The organism is Streptomyces sp. NPDC013317 (genome assembly GCF_055563155.1).
This window is the reverse complement of the sequence record NZ_JBVHDX010000002.1, coordinates 764,890-783,621: the sequence shown is the minus strand read 5'-3', so window position 1 is coordinate 783,621 and position 18,732 is coordinate 764,890. Positions and strand designations below refer to the sequence as shown.

Below are 18,732 nucleotides of genomic sequence, written 5' to 3'. Positions count from 1 at the left end.
CGAAGTGGCGAAGTAACGAAGCGGCGAAGAAGCGAAGGAGCAGAGGGACGGAGATGAGGCGGAGATGAACCCACTCACCTGGCTGGTGACCGGCGTCGCGCTGCTCGCCTGCGTCCTCGGCGTGCTCGGCATCCGCCTGTACGCGCGCGGGGCCGCCGACCGGGCCGCCCTCGTCGCCCGGCTGACCCAGAGCGGCGGCCCGGACGGCACCGGCCGCCGCAGACGACGCTTCCGCGGCATCGACCGGCGCCTGCGCCGTACCGCGTTCGGCCGGAAACTGGAGCTGCGGATCTCCGCCACCGGCCTCGACGTGACACCCGGCGAGTTCGTCGTCGCGATGGCGGTGCTCGTGATCGCGCTGTGGATCGCAGGACAGGCCGCTCTCTCCCCGTTCTTCGGCCCGATCTGCGGACTCCTCGGCCTCTGGGTCGCCATGGGCTTCCTCAACTGGCAGCGCCAGAAACGCATCGAGAAGTTCATCAACCAGCTGCCCGAGCTGTCCCGGATCCTCGCCAACGCCACCCAGGCCGGCCTCGCCCTGCGGATGGCGCTCAGCATGGCCGCCGACGAGATGGAGGCACCGGCAGGCGACGAACTGGAGAAGGTCGCCCAGCAGCTCGCCGTCGGCACCTCCATCGACGACGCGCTCGGCGAACTCGCCGAACGCCTGCCCTCCCGCGAACTCGTCGTCCTCGTCACCACGCTCGTCCTCGCCAACAAAGCGGGCGGCACCGTCGTCTCCTCGCTGCGCAACCTCACGGAGACCCTGGAGGAGCGCAAGGAGACGCGCAGGGAGGTCCGTACGCAGCTGTCCCAGGTGAGCATGACGGCGTACGCGGTCCCGGTCATCGGCATCGGCTCGCTCCTCCTCATCGACAACATGCAGCCGGGCGCCCTGGACCGGATGACCGGCTCGGGCCTCGGCCAGTTCGCCGTCGTCACCGCCTTCGCGCTGTACGTCGTCGGCTTCGTCGTCATCCGCCGCTTCTCGAAGATCGACGTGTGAGGGGCCGGACATGGAACTTCTGCTCGCCCTGACCGCCGGCATCTCGGTCGCCGGCATCTTCTACGGCATCCGCCTCTACCGGGCCGACGCCAGACTCCCCGACGACCTGCAACTCGCCCTCGAGGTCGGCTCCACCCGCACCGGCGCCGTCTACTCCGTGGTCGACCGGCTCGGCATGCGCTACTCCGCCGCCGTCCTGCGCGCGATGGGACCCAAACGCGTCAACGCCGTCCGCCGCCGCATCGACCTGGCGGGCAACCCCGGCGGGCTGACCATAGACCGGTACGGAGCCAGGCGCGCCGTCTACGGCTTCCTCGGCGGCCTCGGCGGCCTGGTCATGCTCTCCAACGGCGACGTCCTCGTCGCGCTGCTGCTCTTCGCCTTCGCCGCGCTCTGGACCGAGGTCGGCATCTGGTCGGCGATCCGCATCCGCAAGGACCAGATCGAGCGGACGCTGCCGGACTTCCTCGACGTCCTCGCGGTGGTGGTGTCGGCGGGCCTCGGCTTCCGCCAGGCACTCGACCGGGTGGCGGACCAGTACGAAGGCCCCTGGTCCGACGAACTCCGCATCACGCTCCGCCAGATGGACATGGGCGTGAGCAGGCGGCAGGCCTTCGACGAACTGCGCCGGCGCAACGACAGCGAACAGGTGGCCCAGTTCGTCACGGCGCTCCAGCAGGGCGAGGAGCTGGGCGCGCCGATCGTGGAGACGCTGATACAGATCGCCAACGACATGCGGCGGACCGACGCGCAGAACGCCCGCCGCAAGGCGGCGAAGGCGGTCCCCAAGGCCACGATGGTGATCACGACGCTGATGGTCCCGGCGACGATGATCCTGCTGGGCGCGGGCCTGTTCCTGGGCACGGGGACGAACCTCGGCTCGATCACGGGGGAGTGACGCGGTGACGACGACCCTGCACGGGGCCGAGGAGGTGGACGCACGATGACGCTGACGGTGGTCGTCGCGGATGACAACCCTGTCGTACGGGCGGGTGTGCGGGCCCTGCTCGACGCCGCCGGCACGGGCATCCGCGTCGTCGCGGAGGCCCCCGACGGCCGCACGGCGATGGACGAGACCCGCCGCCACCGCCCTGACGTGGTCCTCCTCGACGTCCGCATGCCGATCGTGGACGGCCTCACGGCCCTGCCGCACCTGGTGCGGGTGGCGCCGGTGCTGATGCTGACGTACAGCGGGGAGAGCGAGGTCGTCCAGGAGGCGCTGCGGCTGGGCGCGGGGGGCTACCTGGTCCACGGCGAGTTCACGGCGGAGGAACTGGTGACGGCGGTCTGCGACGTACGCGCGGGCCGCGCACGCTTCACACCGACGGCGGCGAACGCCTTGGTGGGGGTGGTGCGGGGTGCGACTGCACATGGTTACGGAAGGCCAATCGTCTCGGATTCATTGCGATTTGACAGAACGGCTTCGCAGGTGCAATCAAATGTGGCACGGTTTGGACTGAGCGTGAGGGAGGGGGAGGTGATGGACTTGATCGCGTCGGGCCTGAACAACCGCCAGATCGCCGGCACATGCTTCATCAGCGAGAAGACCGTCAAGAACCACATCAACCGCATCTTCGCCAAACTCCACGCCGCCACCCGCAGCGAAGCCATAGCAGCCTGGCTGGGCACCCGGGCGGCGTCATGACACACATGCCGAGGTGGGCCCGTGTTTGGGCCTACGGGCCCTGTGGGGAGGAGGGGTTGGGGGCGTACCGTGCACCTGCCGAGTTCGGCATCGGCACGGGGACGTACGAATCCGGAGGGGACGACCATGAACGACCTCATGCTGAAGGCTGCGATGACGACGAAGGCGCGCCTCGGCGGCTGGATCCGAGCGAGGGCTGCGAACGACCGTGGGCAGACTGCGGTCGAGTATCTGGGCATCATCGTGGTGGTGGTGGCGATCGTTGTGGCGATCAGTGGCACGGACATCGGCAACACGATCAAGACCGCAATCTCGAACGAGATCGCCGATCTTCTCGACTAGCGCTGGCTCGCAGGGGGAAGGATTCAGGACAGGCGTTCCCCGTCTACATCACTGTGATGGCCGGCCTGCTCCTCCTCGCGTTCGCGTACTTCGCTGTCGGTCAGGCCGCGGCGAACCGGAACGGTGCCCAGACCGCGGCCGACGCGGCAGCACTGGCCGCAGCCCAGGATGCGCGCGACCAGCTGCGGGACGGTTGGTTGACGGTCATCCTCGACCCCACGGAGTGGGATCGCTTCCTCTCGGGCGACGAGTACGACGAGTACGCCGCGTGTCAGAGCGCAGCTTCGTTCGCCGCCAAGAACGGCGCGGAACTCCTGGACGGCGGCTGCGACCCCCTCCCGCTCGGCGAGTACGGATTCCGGGTGAAGGTGCGTGCTCTCGACAGCGTCGGTCGATCAGTCGTCCCCGATACGGAGAACCAGCACGCCACAGCGACGGCCACCGCCGTCATCAAGCCGCTGTGCACCTTCGAGGCTCCTGAACCTACAGAGGCGCCCGAACCTCCCGTCGAGCCGGAGCCGGAACCCGACCCGGAGCCGAGCCCCACACCGACAGAACCCGCTCCGATCCTCGGCCTCACATGCAACGGTGTTCCGTGGACGATCGACCCCGACCGGCCGGAGCTCCCCAGCGCAGCTGACCTCTTCACCGTTCGACTGGCCGACTGACAAGCGAAGGATTCCCGTTCATGAGTGTTCGGTACGCAACGACGGCCCTCAGGAGGTGGGCCGTGGCGGTCACCGCGGCCGGCCTGGTCCTCGGCGTAGCCGGCTGCGGCAGCGAGGACGAGCCTCCGAAGAGTCAGCCGTCCGCGAGTTTTGCGGCTCCCGACAAGAGCGAAAGCAACGAGAAGCCTCAGTCGGAAGCGCCGGAGGAGACGCTGGCCGTACTCAAGGGGCAGGACGGATTCGAGCTGACCATTACGTCGGCCAAGCGGGATGTCGGAGGCTTCGTCACAGTGAAGGGACGGTTGACGAACACCGGCGACAAAGGGCGGGCGATTCCGGCCGGAGTGAAGGGGAACGAAACCGAGGTTCTGAAGCATGGCAGTTCCCTGGGGGGTGCGACCCTGGTGGACACGGTGGGTAAGAAGCGCTACTACGTCCTCCGCGACACCGACGGCAGGCCGCTGACGACGACCGGCCTCGACATCCTGGGCTCCGAAGACTCCGCCGAAGTCTTCATGCAGTTCCCCGCCCCCGCAGAACAGACCACCGAGGTCACCTTCCAGCTCCCCACCTTCGAGCCCGGCACCATCAAACTCTCCTGACGGACGCCGCCATGACTCCCCACCGCCTCGTCACCCTCGCCGCAGCTTCCCTGCTCCTCGTCGCCGGTACGGCCATCCCCGCACTCGCCGACGATCCCCCCAACTCCACCTCCAGCGCCTCCCCGCCCCCCGAGATCGACGCCAACTCGCCCGAACTCATGCTTCCCGACGGAGCCACCCTCGCCGCACCCAAGGTCCTCGACATCAAGCAGGTCGTCGAGGAGGAAGGCGGGGAACAGCGGCGGGAGGACACCAATGTCGACGTGACCTTCGCCCTCCAGGCCGAGGTGCTCTTCGGCAAGGACAGCGCCAAGCTCAGCCCCGCTGCCACCGCCCGTATCGCCGCCATCGCCCTGGAGATCAACAAGCAGAACTCCAGCCGCGTCCGCGTCTTCGGGTTCACCGACAACCTCGGGACGTACGAGCACGGACTCAAGCTCTCCAAGCAGCGCGCCGACGCCGTGCAACAGGAGCTGTCCAAGACGCTCGACCCGGGCAAGACCTTCGACATCCGCGGGTACAGCGAGGACTACCCGATCGCCGACAACGCCACCGAGGAAGGCCGCACCAAGAACCGCCGCGTCGAGATCTCCTTCCCCCGCACCAGTCCCTAGAGAATCTGCCCAAGTGGCCCGCGGCCGTGGGCGATTCGCTGTCGGTCGTCGTCCCGTACAGTGCGATGGCGTGGGCGTCCGGGGCGGTCTTCACACACCGGCCGTGGACTCCCTCGCCTCGTGCCGGCAGACGTGTCTCGGGGGTGGGGTCAATGTGGGCGACTGCACGGTCGTGGGCCGAAGGCTGGGCCGTGTCCCGGGGGACACCCAAGCCGGTGGACGTGCCCTGGGGACTCCGTATCGAGGTCGGACAGCCGACCCAGGCGGTCCGGCACGTCCTCCTCGACACCGACACGGACGCCGACGCCGGAACCGCCCGCCGGCTCATCGACTCGGTGACCGAACCCACCACGTGCGTTAAAGCGTTCCTCCCGCCCCACGCCATGGAACCCTGGGTCTCGTCCGCCTGGGAACCCACCGATCCCTGCTACCTGATGGCCATCGACCTGCGCCCCTCGCGCGTTCAGGGGCCGGAGGGCTACACCGCCACCGTCAAGACCACCAGTGGCGTCACCTACGTACGCATCCAGAGCGCCGACGGGGAACTCGCCGCGTGCGGTCAGACAGGTCTGACCGGTACCGCCTGCGTCTTCGACCAGATCGTCACCGACCCGGCCCACCAGCGCCGTGGCCTCGGAACGATGGTGATGGACACACTCACCAACGCGGCCATCGAGAACGGGGTGTCCACCGGCATCCTCGGGGCGACCGTCCAGGGCCGGGCGCTCTACGAATCGCTCGGCTGGAAGGTCCTCTCGCCCTTGAGTGGATTCGTCTACCGACCCGCCGCCCCGTGAGGAGGGTGCCAAGGTGACCGCATTGCCGGAGGACGGACCGCGATCGATCAGCGAGGACGACCGCGACAGGGCTGTGCGGCGCCTGCAGGAGGCGTACGCCGACGGGCACGTCGCGCACGAGGACCTGGACCGCAGCCTCCACCAGGTGTTCACCGTCACGACCCACCGCGAGCTCGCGACCGCTCTGGCCTCGCTCCCGGAGGAGCCGGAGGCCACGACGTCCACGATCGGTGCCGCGAGCGGGCGCATCAAGCGGCGCGGCGCATGGCGGGTGCCTCGGAACCTGAAGATCGAGTCCGCGTTCGGCAGGGTGCGTCTGGACCTGTCCCGGGCCGTCATCGAGCATGCGACCGTCGACATAGAGCTCCAACTCGGCACCGGCAGAGCCAAGATCACGGTGCCGCGCGACGCGATCGTCGACGTCGAGGGTCTGACCACGGGGTGGAAGGACGTGCGCTCCAAGCCTCGGACCGGTTCCCACCGCACCGGACCCACGATCCGGATCTCCGGGGCCATGGGGTACGGGCGGCTGAAGATCCGGCACGCGAAGCGCTGAACTCCCGGCCCGCCTGCCGTACCGCCCGCCCGTACCCCTGCAGTACCACCCCCCGCCTGCTCCGGGCTTTCGCTCACGTGCCCAACTGCCCCAGCACCCCCCGGATCGTCGCGATCACAGCCTCCGGGCGGAGGAACACGTCCCGCGCCGTGAAGCGGAGGACCCGGCGGACCTCCGGGCAGTCCGCGAGGTCGTTGTAGCGGCGGATGTCCCGGTCGTGTGCCTGGCGGCTGCCGTGGAAGGCGTACCCCTCGATCTCGACCGCCAGGCCCTGAACCCGGAAGAGGAAGTCGGGGCGAAGGGAGCGGCCCCCGCGGGTGTGGAGCAGCGGCTGGGACTCGGGGCGCAGGCCCGCGTCCCGCATACGGAGGCGGGCGACCGTCTCCGCCGGGGAGCCGCACGCCGGGTCGGCGAACGGCAGCCAGCGGCGGGCCCGGGTCGCGCCCGGCCGGGGTGCGGACAGCTCGGCCACCAGCTCCTCGCGGTGGACGAGCGGCTCGCGGCGCACACCCCGGACCGTGCGGCGCGACAGGGCCGAGTCCGCGACCACGACCGCGTGCTCGCGGGTGCCGCAGCCCCGTATCAGGTCGCCGACCGTCCGCGCGGGGCTCGTCGCCCGCAGGCCTCCGCGCATGACACAGTCGCCGGCGGTGAGGAACTCCGTGGAGTGGACGCGCACCCCCTCGGCGGTACGGGAGGACCGGCCGGGGCGGGGCACGGTGAAGTCCAGCACCTCCGAGGCGTCCGCTTCCCCCGGGGGCCCCACCCCCCTCCCCCCGATCCCCCCGAGCTCCCCCAGTACCTCGATCCGGTGCAGTGCCGCCGCCGTGCCGTGGCTGCACACCAGCTCAGGGCGGAGCAGTTGGTGGGCTCTGGCGCGGACGCGCCAGTCGACCTCCTTGCCGGGGGCCGCCCAGGCTCCCTGGCAGATGCGCTGCCATCCGTCCGCGCGGAGCCTTCTCGTCGCCCGGCCCCGCGACCAGCCTGCTCCGTACGCCCACACCGTGAGGAGCACCCCGCCCCGGGCGACCCTCACCAGTTCCTCCGTCTCTCCTCTCATGCCCCAACGATCCACGGACGGGCGAACGTTCGCATCCCCTGTGGATAACTTGTGCCTCTATGCCGCATCCTGGTCGGAACGGGCGGAACGGGCGCCGGGACTGCTGCTCCGAAGTGGACTGCCGATGGAAACGACATCCCCCAGCGTGCGACTGGTCAGCGATCTTGTGACACGGATCCCCGAGTTCCGGGGCGCGTACGACGACCATGTGTTCAGTCAGGGCGGCGTGCTTCCGCACGTGTTCTTCTGGGACGTCGTCCAGAACACCGTGCGCTCGTTCCTCGGGGAGGACCCGGCCGCCGCCGACTGGCGACGCACGCTGGAGTTCCTGGAGGAGCAGAGCGCTCGCGGGGAGCTGGGCGTCGACGAGGTCATCGTCACCTCGTTCCTCAACGATCTGCCGTACCCCCACGAGCCCGGGTACGCCATCGTCAGGGAACTCGGCCCGGTCATGGCCGCGCGTTTCGGACGCATCCGCCCCTCGGGGTGAGCGCCGCCCCAGGGCCCGTCCCCCGAGCCCCGGCCCCCGGGCCGCCCCCCTCGGCCCCCGGCCCCCGGGCCGCCCCCCTCGGCCCCCGGCCCCCGGGCCGCCGCCCTCGGCCTCCGGGCCGCCGCCCCGGGCCCCGAGCCCCGGCCCCCGGCCAGGCCACCGACCGCTCCCGGCCGCCGGACATAATCGAGCGCATGTCCCCAGACCGGCCCCCTTCGCCCCGCTCGTCTCTGTCGTTCCGTACACCCGATTCGCCCGCCGTGGCTCTCGGCGGCTACGCCGCCACCCGCCTCATCGGCCTCGCGATCCTCGCCCTCGCCGCCGTCGCGACCGGCAAGGACGGGCTGCACCGACTGTCGGGCCGCTGGGACTCCGTCTGGTATGTCCGGATCGCGAAGAACGGTTACGGGTACGAGGTCACCCTCCCCAACGGCAGCGTCCACTCCGATCTGGCGTTCTTCCCCCTCTTCCCGGCGCTCGAACGGGCCCTGTCCACCGTCCTCCCCGTCGACGCCGCCACCGCCGGGCTCCTCGTCTCCTGGACCGCCTCGCTCGCCGCCGCCTGGGGCATCTACGCGGTCGGCTCCCATGTCGCCGGCCGGCCGGCCGGTGTCGTGCTGGCCGTCCTCTGGGGCGTGTACCCGACCGCGTTCGTGCAGTCGATGGCGTACACCGAGACGCTCTTCACCGCCCTCGCCGCCTGGTCGGTCCTGGCCGTGCTGCGCGGCCGCTGGATCCTCGCCGGAGCGCTGTGCGCGTGCGCCGGGCTCACCCGGCCGACGGCCGCCGCGCTGATCGCCGCCCTCGGGATCACGGCCCTCGTCTCCGTCGTACGCGAACGGGAGCTGCCCGCCCGCATGGTGGCCGGCGTCCTCCTCGCGCCCCTCGGCTGGCTCGCGTACATCGTCTACGTCGGCGTGCGCGAGGGCAGCGCCACCGCGTACTTCGACGTCCAGGCGGCCTGGGGGAACTCCGTCGACGGCGGTGTCGCCCTCGCCCGCTTCATCTGGGGCCTGCCGCCGCTCGCCGCGCTCGGGCTGTGCGCGGCGCTCGGCCTGCTCGGGTGGCTGGTCGTGCTGTGCGTACGGCAGGGGCAGCCGCTGCCGCTGCTCGTGTACACGATCGGGGTCGTCGTCGTGTCGCTCATCGGCGCCGCCTACTTCGGCTCCCGGCCGCGTCTGATGATGCCCGCGTTCGGCCTTCTGCTGCCGGCCGCGGCCGCGCTCGTACGCCTTCGGGTGCGCAACCGCGTCCTGGTGCTCACCGGCCTCGCGCTCGGGTCGGGCGTGTACGGCGCGTTCACGTTGCTGGGGTCGGGACCGCCGTGACCCGGACGCCTTCGCGCAGACCCCAGCCCGCCATCGCCCCGCCCTCGGCCTCCAGGACGTGCCGGGCGCGCGGGCGCACCATGCCGAGGCGTCCCGGCCGCATGGTCACCACGGCGAGGACCGTGAGGTTCCGGTCGAGGTAGGCCACGTCGATGGGGAAGCGCATGCCGAAGGTGTGGATGCTGTTGGTCGGGGTGATGAGCATCGCGCCCTCGATCCCGTCCCGGCCGAGGAGGCCTTTTCGGCGTGCCCGGTAGGTGGCCGCGATCTCCAGCACGACCTGCCCCGTGGGCACGGTCAGCGTTCCCGTCCCGTCCTGCCATCTCCCCATGGGGGAGACGGTAGCGGTGCGGCTGGGTAGGGTGCGGCGGGTGTTAGCCACGCTGATCGCCGTCGCCGTGCTGTGGGGTGCCGCCACCGGGTTGTTGGTGCCGCGCGCCGCGTACCGGCTGTCGGTCGATCCGGAGGAGCCGTGGCGGGACACCTGCGGGTCGGGTCACGCACTGGTGGGGCCGGCGCGCGGCTGGCTGGGCGCTCCGGTGTGCGCGGCCTGTGCGACCCATCCGTCCGAGTCCGGCCCGACGGCTCCCGCAACCTCCACGCGCCCCGGGACGGCCCCACGCCGTACCGTCCCCCTCCGCACCGCGCTCACCGTCCCCCTCCGGGCTGCCTTCGCCGTTCCCCTGCGCCCTGCCTTCACCGTCCCCCTCCGTACCGTCCTCACCGCGCCGCTCCTCACGGCAGTCGCCTGTGCCGCTCTCGCCGCCGTCACCGGGCCGCGTCCCGAACTCGCCGTCTGGCTGCTCCTCGGACCGTTCGGCGTGCTCCTCGCCACCGTCGACGTGCGTGTCCACCGGCTGCCCGACCCGCTCACGCTCCCGCTCGCCGCGGCCGTCCCGCTGCTCCTGCTCGGTGCCGAACTCCTGCCGTACGACGCCGGCTCCTGGTTCCATGCGCTGCTCGGCGGAGTCGCGCTGGGTGCCGGGTATCTCGTGCTGTTCCTGATCCGTCCGAGCGGCATGGGCCTGGGCGACGTCAAGCTCGCGCTCGGCGTGGGCGCGGCTCTGGGCTGGTACGGCTGGGGTGTTCTCTTCGTCGGTTCCGTCGCGGCCTTCCTCGCGGGCTCGCTGTACGGGCTCGGTCTGGTCGTCCTCCGGCGTGGGAGCGGGAGGTCGGTGATCCCCTTCGGGCCGTTCATGATCGGCGGTGCCCTGGTCGGGCTGCTCCTCGGCGCGCTCTCCGCCTCGCCCTGAGGTCCGCGGCCTAGCATTCCGGCACATGCGGACAATGACTGACAATCTGCCCGTGGTGTCGCCACGGGAGGCCACTCCGCCTCCCGTGCCCTGGTACCGGCGGCCCGCCGTCCTCCCCTGGGCGTGGGCAGCGGGCCTGTGTCTCCTCTACGCGACCGTCGCCGTACGCCGCCACCAGCTCCTGCGGACCACCGGCTACGACCTGGGCATCTTCGAGCAGGCCGTCCGCGCGTACGCCGAACTCCGGGCCCCGGTCGTCCCCTTGCGCGGCCCGGGCTTCCATCTCCTGGGCGATCACTTCCACCCGCTCCTCGCCGCCCTCGCTCCCTTCTACCGTCTCTGGCCCTCGCCCCTCTGTCTGCTGGTCGCCCAGTCGGCCCTGCTCGCCCTCGCCGTCGTCCCCCTGGCGCGCTGGGCGCGGCGCGCGCTCGGCACCCGGGCCGCGCACGTGGTCGCCGCCGGGTACGGGCTCAGCTGGGGCGTCGCCTCCGCGGCCGCCTTCGACTTCCACGAGGTCGCGCTCGCCGTTCCGCTGCTCGCGTTCGCGCTCGAGGCGCTGGGGCGCCGGCGCTGGGGTGTCGCCGTCGCCTGGGCGGCGCCCCTGCTCCTCGTCAAGGAGGACCTCGGGCTGACCCTTGCGGCCGTCGGTGTCCATGTCGCGTTGAAGGGGCCGCGGCGGCTCGGGGCCGCCACGGCGGCGGTCGGTCTGCTCGGCTCGCTGGTCGAGGTGAAGCTGCTGCTGCCGGCGTTCAACCCGGGCGGCGCCTACGCGCACGGTGGTCACCTCGCCGACGGGCACGGCTCGCTGCTCTCCACCCTCGCCCACGCCCCGATCGACGCACTGCGCCCGGACATCAAGGCGATGACACTGATCCTGGTCTTCGCCCCGTCGGCGCTGCTCGCCCTGCGCTCGCCGCTCTCGCTGATCGCCGTGCCCACGCTCGGCTGGCGGATGTTCTCGGAGAACACCTTCCACTGGGGCACGGCGTACCACTACAGCGCGATCCTGATGCCGGTCGTCTTCGCCGGCCTGATCGACGTCCTGGGCCGGGAACGACAGGCGGCCAGGGAGTCGCCGTCCCCCGGTGCGTCCGCCCGGAACGTGCGTGCCTCGCTCGCCGTCGTCCTCGCCGTGACCGTGGTGATGATCCCGGCGTTCCCCCTGGCCCAGCTCGCCCAGCGGCCCACCTGGCGGACCACGCCGCACATCGGGGCCGCGCGGGCGCTGCTCGACCGCATCCCGGACGGTGCCACCGTCGCCGCCTCCAACCGGCTGGCCCCGCAACTCACTTCGCGCTGCGAGGTGGTGATCTTCCCGACGTTCCCGGTGGACGCCCGCCTCGACCTCCGGGAGACCGGCCCGCTGCCGGCCCCCACGGCCGAGTGGATCGTCTACGACGCCGTACCGCCGGAGGCCTGGCCCCAGCAGAGCGGCCCGTGGCCGTACCCGAAGGAGCAGCAGGAGAGGGAGCTGAAGGCGGCACAGGAGTCGCACGGCTACGAGGTCGTGGCCGCCCGCGACGGCATCACGCTCCTCCGCCGCGCCTCCTGAAGCGTGTTTCGAAAGCCCCGTCCGGCCGGGGGCCACGCCCCTTCGGACGAACGACGCTACTTTCGAAACACGCTTCAGGCGTGCGGTCCCACCGTCACCGTGCCCACCACCAGGTCCGGACGGCCCTCCAGGATCGTCGCCACGCGGTCGGCCTGGGCCTCCACGTCCCGGAGGCGGGCCGCGCTCAGCGGCTTCAGCGGCTCGACCGTCAACGTGATCCGCTTTCCCGAGCGCCGCTGGTGCCAGACCCCCGCGACCGTTCCGTCCACGAGGAGCACGGGGTAGTTCCCGGCCTGGCCGCCCGCCAGCGCCCTGCCGTGGGCGGCGCCCGGGAAGAGCCGGTCGCGCGGCTGCGAGGCGATGGTGAAGGCGTCGAAGTACGGCAGCAGCCGCACCCCGCGTGCGGGCCGCGGGTCCGGAAAGTCGGAGTCTCCTGCGACGACCCAGCCGGCCGCGCCGTCGAAGGAGACCTCCTCGATCCGGCCGGCCTCGGCCAGCGAGGCGAACAGCCCGTTCGCCCAGCCCGCGGGCGCCGCCAGCCACTTCGCGAAGTGCTGGGGAGACGCCGGCCCGTAGGCGTACAGGTAGCGTTCCACCAGATCGCGGAGGGCCGTCGTGCCCTCCGCCGGACGCACCCCCGGGTTGGTGTACGTGACCTTCCGGCCCCGGTCCCGGCCGAAGCACAGCACCCCGCGGTGTCCCGCCAGATGGGTGATCTGCCGCCAGCGGGGCCACTTGTCCTGGAAGGCCTCCATCACCCGCTCGCCCGCCCAGGGCCCGGTGCGCGCCACGATGGCGTCCGTGAGTTCGTCGACGGTCAGCTCGGTGTCCGTCAGGGCGTCCGCGACGGCGGCCAGGACCTGGTCGGTCTGCTCGGCGGTCATCCGTACGTCCGGCGGCATCGGGCTCGCCCCGCCGGGGACGGCCGACAGGGCGCCGGTCCACATCGGCAGGTCGGCGGCGGGCAGCAGATGGACCGTGCCGCGCGGGCCGTACGTCTTGACCAGCGTGCCGGTCTCCCACAGGGCCGCCCGTACGTCCGCCCGGGTGGCGTCGGCGGTGCGCAGGGCGACGGACAGCTCCGCCGCGGACAGGACCTGGGCGTGCGCGCCGAGCATCGCCGCGGCGACCGCCGCCGGCGGGGCGTCCGTCGGCTCGTCCAGGAACTGCCGGCGGATCCTGCGGGCGTCGGCCTGCGTCCAGGTGACCTGTGGTGGGGTGGAGGTCGTCATGCGTCGACCGTAGGCCCGGAATAGGTCAGGTCCTGTCCGCCTTGGCGGAGTAGGGGAGAGCCGAAGGGCCGAAGGGGCGAGGGTCGACGCGTCGACGCGTCGAAGAGCCGGGACAGACGAGGAGTTGGCATGGCCAAGGGGAAGACGACGTACGGCTGTGGGATCGAGGTGGCCGTCGACGTGGTCGGGGGGAAGTGGAAGCCGCTGATCCTGTGGGCTCTGCACGCGCACGGCGCCATCCGCTTCGGGGAGCTGAGGCGGCAGGTCACGGGCGTCAGCGAGAAGGTGCTGATCCAGCAGCTGCGGGAGCTGGAGGCGGACGGGGTCGTCCACCGCGAGGTCTACCCGGAGGTCCCGCCCCGGGTGGAGTACTCCCTCACGGGGCTCGGCGAGGCGCTGAACACCGCGCTGATGCCGCTGGGGGAGTGGGGTGATCGCTTCATGGCGGACATCCTCGCCGCCAAGGAGGCGCAGAGGTCCGCGGAGGCCGCGTGACGGGGAGCGCCGTCAACCTGGGACCCTTCGGGGTGGGTCCCTCTTGGGAGGTACGGAACCCGCCGCCACGCCGGGGCGCAAACCCGCCAGCGCACCGCAAGAGCCTTGTCCCGACTGGGCTCCGCGTCATCCGGCACAGGTCGGCGGCACTGCTTGGCACGCAGCAGGGCTTCTGAAGGGTTATGGTGGAAACCCCCCCTCGGGCCGGTCCGTATCCCCCCCACGGACCGGCCCGTTTTCTTTTCCCACGGCCTGGCGCGCCCCCGTGGAGCCGGCCTGAAGCGTCGCCCCCGAGCCCCCCGTGCCGCGGGCCTCGCGCCTCGGCCCTCGCCGGCCCGGACGGGCACAGCCCCCGGTCGGCCCGGACGGGCACAGCCCCCGCCGGCCCGGACAGGCTCAGCCCCGGCCGGCCCAGATGTTGGTGCCCTCGGTGTCCACGGCGAAGGAGTCGATCTCCTTCAGCTCCTCCTCCGTCAGCGGCGGCCCGGCCAGCGCGGCCACGTTCTCCTCCAGCTGCGCGACGCTGGACGCGCCGATCAGCGCGGAGGTCATCCGCTCGTCGCGCAGCACCCAGCGGAGCGCCAGCTGCGCCAGCGACTGTCCGCGCCGCTCGGCGATGTCGGCCAGGCCGTGCAGCCGCCGCAGCACCTCGTCGGAGAGCAGGTTCGGGTCGAGGGACTTGCCCTGTGTGGCCCGCGAGCCCTCCGGGATGCCCTTCAGGTACTTGTCGGTGAGCAGCCCCTGCGCCAGCGGCACGAAGGAGATGCAGCCCATACCGGCCGCCTCCAGCGTGTCGAGGAGGGCGTCCTCCTCGGTCCAGCGGTTGATCATCGAGTACGACGGCTGGTGGATGAGCGCCGGGACACCCATCTCCTTCAGGAGCCGCGCGGCCTCGGTCGTCTGCTCGCTGTTGTAGGACGAGACGCCGACGTACAGCGCCTTGCCCTGCTGGACGGCGGAGGCGAGCGCCCCCATCGTCTCCTCCAGCGGGGTGTGCGGGTCGAAGCGGTGCGAGTAGAAGATGTCGACGTAGTCGAGGCCCATCCGCTTCAGGGAGGCGTCGAGCGAGGACATCAGGTACTTGCGGGAGCCCCACTCGCCGTACGGGCCGGGGTGCATCTCGTAGCCGGCCTTGGTGGAGACGATCAGCTCGTCCCGGTACCGGGCGAAGTCCTGGGCGAAGATCTTGCCGAAGTTCAGCTCGGCGGACCCCGGGGGCGGTCCGTAGTTGTTCGCCAGGTCGAAGTGGGTGACGCCGAGGTCGAAGGCGCGGCGCAGGATCGCGCGCTGCGTGTCGAGCGCGCGGTCGTCGCCGAAGTTGTGCCAGAGGCCGAGGGAGACGGCGGGAAGCTTGAGTCCGCTGCGGCCGGTGCGGCGGTACTCCATGTGCTCGTAGCGGTCCGCGGAGGCGCGGTAGATCGGGGAATCAGTCACGTATCTCTGCTTATCACGGACTTGTGACAGTCCCGGGCTGGGAGCCTGTTACCCGTCCGCAGTAGTGTGTCGGCTTCGGGGGCCGCCGCAGCATGGAGGGGTTAAGAACAGTGAACCTGCGCGACCTGGTGTACGGGCTCTACGCACGCCGGGTGGAAGGCCGCCTCGATCACGCCCAGGTGCCGAAGCACATCGGTGTCATCCTCGACGGCAACCGGCGCTGGGCCAAGGCCTCCGGTGGAACCCCCGAGCAGGGCCACAAGGCCGGCGCGGACAAGATCCAGGAACTGCTCGGCTGGTGCGCCGAGACGGACGTCGAGGTCGTCACGCTCTGGATGCTCTCGACGGACAACCTGAACCGGCCCGAGGACCAGCTGGGCCCGCTGCTCTCGATCATCGAGGGCGCGGTGCGCGCCCTGGCCTCCGACGGCCGCTGGCGCGTGCACCACGTGGGCACGCTGGACCTGCTGCCGGCCCGTACCCAGTCCGTACTGAAGGAGGCCGAGCAGGCCACGCACGACAACACGGGGATACTCGTGAACGTCGCCGTGGGCTACGGAGGCCGCCAGGAGATCGCGGACGCGGTCCGCTCGCTGCTCCTGGAGCACGCGGAGAAGGGGACGAGCTTCGAGGAGCTCGCCGAGATCGTCGACGTCGAGCACATCTCGGAGCACCTCTACACGCGCGGCCAGCCCGATCCGGACCTGGTGATCCGTACGAGCGGCGAGCAGCGCCTGTCGGGCTTCATGCTGTGGCAGAGCGCGCACTCCGAGTACTACTTCTGCGAGGTCCACTGGCCGGCCTTCCGCAAGGTCGACTTCCTGCGGGCCCTGCGCGACTACGCCGCCCGTCACCGTCGCTACGGCACCTGAGCGAACCTCGGGGACCGCGGAAACCCACCGGACGCAGCACGGAGAAGCACGGGCGCAGCACGGAAGCAGCACGGAAGCACGGACTCCGTCGCCGGACGATCACCGGACGTTCGACTCTGTTCACGAACACGTCGTCATATGCCATGGCATGGCTGAGTCTTTTCGCGGGAATACCCCTTCCAGAGTGAGCGGCACGGAGACCGCCACCCGGGAGGCCCGTTGCACCAGGACGACCGTGCAGGACATGTACGGACGGAGCGGAGGGCCGGAGCTCGGCCCGCGCATCGTGGCCAGAGCCCGGTCCCATCCCGCAGCGACACCGCTTCCGTCGCGCCCCGACCTCTCAGGGGTCGTCAAAGGGGGTCTGTCCTTCCGTGGTGACCAGCACTAAGCGCCGCTTGTCCGACAGGCGCACCTACGTACTCGACACCAGCGTCCTGCTGGCCGACCCCAACGCCGTGTCACGGTTCGACGAGCACGAGGTCGTGCTCCCGATCGTCGTGGTCACCGAGTTGGAGGCCAAGCGGCACCACCCCGAGCTCGGCTACTTCGCCCGGGCGGCCCTGCGCCTCCTGGACGACTTCCGGGTCCGGTACGGGCGCCTGGACGCCCCGCTCCCCATCGGGGAGCTGGGCGGCACTCTGCGTGTCGAGCTGAACCATTCGGACCCCGGAGTGCTCCCGGCCGGCTACCGGCTGGGGGACAACGACTCCCGGATCCTGGCCGTCGCGCGCAATCTGCAGGCCGAGGGGTACGACGTCACGGTCGTCTCCAAGGACCTGCCGCTGCGTATCAAGGCGTCCTCGGTCGGTCTCCTCGCGGAGGAGTACCGCGCGGAGCTGGCCATCACGGACTCCGGTTGGACCGGAATGTCCGAACTGGCCCTCTCGGCCGACCAGGTGGACATCCTCTACGACCAGGAGACGCTGTACGTGCCGGAGGCCGCCGAGCTTCCGGTGCACACGGGTCTGGTCCTGCAGTCCGAGCGGGGCAAGGCGCTCGGCCGGATCACGGCGGAGGGCAACGTCCGGCTGGTGCGCGGCGACCGGGAGGCCTTCGGCATCCGGGGCCGCAGCGCGGAGCAGCGGATCGCGCTGGATCTGCTCCTCGATCCGGACGTCGGGATCATCTCGATGGGCGGCCGGGCCGGTACGGGCAAGTCGGCGCTCGCCCTGTGCGCGGGCCTGGAGGCGGTCCTGGAGCGCCGGCAGCACCAGAAGGTGATGGTGTTCCGTCCGCTGTACGCGGTCGGCGGCCAGGAGCTCGGCTATCTGCCGGGCAGCGAGGCCGAGAAGATGAGCCCCTGGGCGCAGGCGGTCTTCGACACGCTCTCGGCCGTGGCGGGCCGTGAGGTCATCGAGGAGGTGCTCGGGCGCGGGATGCTGGAGGTCCTGCCGCTCACCCACATCCGGGGTCGCTCGCTCCATGACGCGTTCGTCATCGTGGACGAGGCCCAGTCGCTGGAGCGGAACGTCCTGTTGACCGTTCTGTCCCGGATCGGGGCGAATTCGCGGGTGGTGCTGACGCATGACGTCGCCCAGCGCGACAACCTCCGGGTCGGCCGGTACGACGGAGTCGTCGCCGTGGTCGAGAAGCTGAAGGGGCATCCGCTCTTCGCGCACGTCACGCTGACCCGTTCGGAGCGGTCGCAGATCGCCGCCCTGGTGACCGAAATGCTGGAGGATGTTCAGATCTGACCCGATTCGCACGATCCCGTACGGGTACGGGAGTTGGCGCCGCCCGGCAGAGCGCAGGAGCTTAGCCGGGCGGCGTCGTGCTGTCCGGGAAATCGGCCAAAACTCGTGCGACTTGCGAGGTGTGAGCTTTCACACGCAACGCAGAATTGCCTTGCGGTATCGGCGTCCGGCAGAGTCTTGCTTCCGTCAGGCCCCGCATACGGCACACGTGCACCTCCAGAGGTGCTGCACCACACAACTCAACACTCGTTCGCCGTATGCCGCCCACAGCACCACGGGCCCGTGTCTTCTGTGACCCAGTACGTCGGAGACCAGCGCCAGGGGCACGATTTCGCCCACGTGGTCACCTCTGTGGACGATGCTGGAAGGAAACCGTGTGAGCCGGATCTCGGTCCGGGGATTCGCGGTGGCTTCGGCCACTGCGGTCACCACCGTCGGCGCCGTCGTGGGCGTTGCCTCGGGCAACACCCAGCCCTCTGACGACAACTTCGAGGCCACCGCGGCCGACACCACGCTGCTCGCGGACATTCCCGCGGGCGAGCAGGCCCAGGTACAGGTCTCCTCGCTCTCGGAGCAGGCCGCCGTCCAGGCCGCCGCGGCCGACTCGGCCATGAAGAAGTCCGCGGAGGAGGCTGCCCGTATTCAGGCGGCCAAGGACGCCGAGGCGAAGAAGAAGGCTGCCGACAAGGCGGAGAAGGAGCGCAAGGAGGCCGCCGAGCGCGCCGAGCGTTCCTCCGTCCGTGACGCGTCCAGCTTCTCGGCCCAGGGCTCGTACTCCATCTCCGAGGTCAAGGCGATCGCTCGCCAGATGATCCCGGCCTCGCAGTTCCAGTGCTTCAGCAACATCGTGGACCACGAGTCCGGCTGGAACTACCGGGCGACCAACCCGTCCTCGGGCGCGTACGGTCTCGTCCAGGCCCTCCCGGGTTCGAAGATGTCGTCGGCCGGCGCCGACTGGCAGACGAACCCGGCCACCCAGATCAAGTGGGGCCTGAACTACATGAACAGCCGCTACGACAGCCCCTGCGGCGCGTGGAACTTCTGGCAGGCCAACCGCTGGTACTAGTACCGGCGCTCTCAACCCTGCTG

General features: G+C 70.9%; 21 protein-coding genes. 17 read left to right on the top strand and 4 right to left on the bottom strand.

Going from position 1 to position 18,732, the window contains the following annotated elements; translation table 11 throughout:
- Positions 1 to 64: 64 nt before the first annotated feature.
- The 9 genes from ACZ3IJ_RS08305 (at position 65) to ACZ3IJ_RS08265 (ending at position 6,230) form a co-directional block, all read left to right on the top strand.
- Complete coding sequence (locus tag ACZ3IJ_RS08305) at positions 65 to 1,006, top strand: type II secretion system F family protein (RefSeq protein WP_467466849.1); 942 nt, start codon at positions 65 to 67, stop codon at positions 1,004 to 1,006.
- Between the two features lie 10 nt (positions 1,007 to 1,016).
- A complete protein-coding gene (locus ACZ3IJ_RS08300) occupies positions 1,017 to 1,904 on the top strand; it encodes a DUF5936 domain-containing protein (RefSeq protein ID WP_391798735.1) in 888 nt (295 codons plus the stop codon).
- 45 nt (positions 1,905 to 1,949) lie between these two features.
- Entirely contained in the window at positions 1,950 to 2,651 is a 702-nt protein-coding gene (locus tag ACZ3IJ_RS08295; protein WP_467466848.1) for a response regulator, read from the top strand.
- A 126-nt stretch (positions 2,652 to 2,777) separates the two neighbouring features.
- A complete protein-coding gene (locus ACZ3IJ_RS08290; protein WP_467466967.1) occupies positions 2,778 to 2,993 on the top strand; it encodes a Flp family type IVb pilin in 216 nt (71 codons plus the stop codon).
- A 2-nt stretch (positions 2,994 to 2,995) separates the two neighbouring features.
- Positions 2,996 to 3,661 (top strand): pilus assembly protein TadG-related protein, encoded by a 666-nt coding sequence (locus tag ACZ3IJ_RS08285; protein WP_467466965.1) that lies wholly within the window; start codon positions 2,996 to 2,998, stop codon positions 3,659 to 3,661.
- 62 nt (positions 3,662 to 3,723) lie between these two features.
- A complete protein-coding gene (locus tag ACZ3IJ_RS08280) occupies positions 3,724 to 4,263 on the top strand; it encodes a hypothetical protein (protein ID WP_467466847.1) in 540 nt (179 codons plus the stop codon).
- A gap of 11 nt (positions 4,264 to 4,274) precedes the next feature.
- A complete protein-coding gene (locus ACZ3IJ_RS08275; RefSeq protein WP_467466846.1) occupies positions 4,275 to 4,877 on the top strand; it encodes an OmpA family protein in 603 nt (200 codons plus the stop codon).
- Positions 4,878 to 5,068: 191 nt separating this feature from the next.
- The gene (locus ACZ3IJ_RS08270) at positions 5,069 to 5,674 is read left to right on the top strand and encodes a GNAT family N-acetyltransferase (protein WP_467466845.1); all 606 of its coding nucleotides are present in this window, start codon (positions 5,069 to 5,071) and stop codon (positions 5,672 to 5,674) included.
- 13 nt (positions 5,675 to 5,687) lie between these two features.
- Complete coding sequence (locus ACZ3IJ_RS08265; RefSeq protein WP_467466844.1) at positions 5,688 to 6,230, top strand: DUF1707 SHOCT-like domain-containing protein; 543 nt, start codon at positions 5,688 to 5,690, stop codon at positions 6,228 to 6,230.
- Between the two features lie 73 nt (positions 6,231 to 6,303).
- Here the strand turns inward: ACZ3IJ_RS08265 and ACZ3IJ_RS08260 are convergent, their stop codons facing one another.
- A complete protein-coding gene (locus ACZ3IJ_RS08260; RefSeq protein ID WP_467466843.1) occupies positions 6,304 to 7,290 on the bottom strand; it encodes an endonuclease domain-containing protein in 987 nt (328 codons plus the stop codon).
- A gap of 124 nt (positions 7,291 to 7,414) precedes the next feature.
- On the opposite strand from ACZ3IJ_RS08260, the gene ACZ3IJ_RS08255 reads away from it, so the two are divergent.
- A complete protein-coding gene (locus ACZ3IJ_RS08255; RefSeq protein WP_467466842.1) occupies positions 7,415 to 7,780 on the top strand; it encodes a DUF7674 family protein in 366 nt (121 codons plus the stop codon).
- Between the two features lie 194 nt (positions 7,781 to 7,974).
- Positions 7,975 to 9,108, top strand: coding sequence for a hypothetical protein (locus ACZ3IJ_RS08250; protein WP_467466840.1), 1,134 nt, complete (start codon positions 7,975 to 7,977; stop codon positions 9,106 to 9,108).
- On the opposite strand, the gene ACZ3IJ_RS08245 is transcribed toward ACZ3IJ_RS08250, so the two are convergent.
- Positions 9,080 to 9,439, bottom strand: coding sequence for a DUF192 domain-containing protein (locus tag ACZ3IJ_RS08245; protein ID WP_467466839.1), 360 nt, complete (start codon positions 9,437 to 9,439; stop codon positions 9,080 to 9,082). The genes ACZ3IJ_RS08250 and ACZ3IJ_RS08245 overlap by 29 nt on opposite strands.
- Positions 9,440 to 9,479: 40 nt before the next feature.
- Between ACZ3IJ_RS08245 and ACZ3IJ_RS08240 the strand changes: the two genes are divergently transcribed.
- Complete coding sequence (locus ACZ3IJ_RS08240; RefSeq protein ID WP_467466838.1) at positions 9,480 to 10,361, top strand: prepilin peptidase; 882 nt, start codon at positions 9,480 to 9,482, stop codon at positions 10,359 to 10,361.
- Between the two features lie 25 nt (positions 10,362 to 10,386).
- On the top strand, positions 10,387 to 11,913 hold the full coding sequence (locus ACZ3IJ_RS08235) for a DUF2079 domain-containing protein (RefSeq protein ID WP_467466836.1): 1,527 nt from the start codon (positions 10,387 to 10,389) through the stop codon (positions 11,911 to 11,913).
- Positions 11,914 to 11,987: 74 nt separating this feature from the next.
- Here the strand turns inward: ACZ3IJ_RS08235 and ACZ3IJ_RS08230 are convergent, their stop codons facing one another.
- Positions 11,988 to 13,145, bottom strand: a complete 1,158-nt coding sequence (locus ACZ3IJ_RS08230; RefSeq protein WP_467466834.1) for a winged helix DNA-binding domain-containing protein — start codon at positions 13,143 to 13,145, stop codon at positions 11,988 to 11,990.
- 129 nt (positions 13,146 to 13,274) lie between these two features.
- Here ACZ3IJ_RS08230 and ACZ3IJ_RS08225 point away from each other — a divergent pair, with 129 nt between their 5' ends.
- Complete coding sequence (locus tag ACZ3IJ_RS08225; protein WP_352190482.1) at positions 13,275 to 13,640, top strand: winged helix-turn-helix transcriptional regulator; 366 nt, start codon at positions 13,275 to 13,277, stop codon at positions 13,638 to 13,640.
- A 396-nt stretch (positions 13,641 to 14,036) separates the two neighbouring features.
- Here ACZ3IJ_RS08225 and mgrA read toward each other — a convergent pair whose 3' ends face one another.
- The gene (mgrA, locus tag ACZ3IJ_RS08220) at positions 14,037 to 15,074 is read right to left on the bottom strand and encodes an L-glyceraldehyde 3-phosphate reductase (protein ID WP_467466832.1); all 1,038 of its coding nucleotides are present in this window, start codon (positions 15,072 to 15,074) and stop codon (positions 14,037 to 14,039) included.
- Positions 15,075 to 15,184: 110 nt separating this feature from the next.
- Between mgrA and ACZ3IJ_RS08215 the strand changes: the two genes are divergently transcribed.
- From ACZ3IJ_RS08215 to ACZ3IJ_RS08205, 3 genes are all read left to right on the top strand, one after another.
- Positions 15,185 to 15,946 carry an isoprenyl transferase gene (locus ACZ3IJ_RS08215; protein WP_391798721.1) on the top strand — a complete coding sequence of 254 codons (762 nt, stop codon included), beginning with the start codon at positions 15,185 to 15,187 and terminating at the stop codon, positions 15,944 to 15,946.
- Between the two features lie 374 nt (positions 15,947 to 16,320).
- Entirely contained in the window at positions 16,321 to 17,643 is a 1,323-nt protein-coding gene (locus ACZ3IJ_RS08210) for a PhoH family protein (protein ID WP_352190479.1), read from the top strand.
- Between the two features lie 376 nt (positions 17,644 to 18,019).
- The gene (locus ACZ3IJ_RS08205) at positions 18,020 to 18,709 is read left to right on the top strand and encodes an aggregation-promoting factor C-terminal-like domain-containing protein (RefSeq protein ID WP_391798720.1); all 690 of its coding nucleotides are present in this window, start codon (positions 18,020 to 18,022) and stop codon (positions 18,707 to 18,709) included.
- Positions 18,710 to 18,732 lie beyond the last annotated feature (23 nt).

Bases quoted from the DNA above. Each gene is read 5' to 3' on its own strand.
- ACZ3IJ_RS08305 (WP_467466849.1), top strand. From the start codon at position 65: ATGAACCCACTCACCTGGCTGGTGACCGGCGTCGCGCTGCTCGCCTGC.
- ACZ3IJ_RS08300 (WP_391798735.1), top strand. From the start codon at position 1,017: ATGGAACTTCTGCTCGCCCTGACCGCCGGCATCTCGGTCGCCGGCATC.
- ACZ3IJ_RS08295 (WP_467466848.1), top strand. From the start codon at position 1,950: ATGACGCTGACGGTGGTCGTCGCGGATGACAACCCTGTCGTACGGGCG.
- ACZ3IJ_RS08290 (WP_467466967.1), top strand. From the start codon at position 2,778: ATGAACGACCTCATGCTGAAGGCTGCGATGACGACGAAGGCGCGCCTC.
- ACZ3IJ_RS08275 (WP_467466846.1), top strand. From the start codon at position 4,275: ATGACTCCCCACCGCCTCGTCACCCTCGCCGCAGCTTCCCTGCTCCTC.
- ACZ3IJ_RS08260 (WP_467466843.1), bottom strand. From the start codon at position 7,290: ATGAGAGGAGAGACGGAGGAACTGGTGAGGGTCGCCCGGGGCGGGGTG.
- ACZ3IJ_RS08255 (WP_467466842.1), top strand. From the start codon at position 7,415: ATGGAAACGACATCCCCCAGCGTGCGACTGGTCAGCGATCTTGTGACA.
- ACZ3IJ_RS08250 (WP_467466840.1), top strand. From the start codon at position 7,975: ATGTCCCCAGACCGGCCCCCTTCGCCCCGCTCGTCTCTGTCGTTCCGT.
- ACZ3IJ_RS08245 (WP_467466839.1), bottom strand. From the start codon at position 9,439: ATGGGGAGATGGCAGGACGGGACGGGAACGCTGACCGTGCCCACGGGG.
- ACZ3IJ_RS08235 (WP_467466836.1), top strand. From the start codon at position 10,387: ATGCGGACAATGACTGACAATCTGCCCGTGGTGTCGCCACGGGAGGCC.
- ACZ3IJ_RS08230 (WP_467466834.1), bottom strand. From the start codon at position 13,145: ATGACGACCTCCACCCCACCACAGGTCACCTGGACGCAGGCCGACGCC.
- ACZ3IJ_RS08225 (WP_352190482.1), top strand. From the start codon at position 13,275: ATGGCCAAGGGGAAGACGACGTACGGCTGTGGGATCGAGGTGGCCGTC.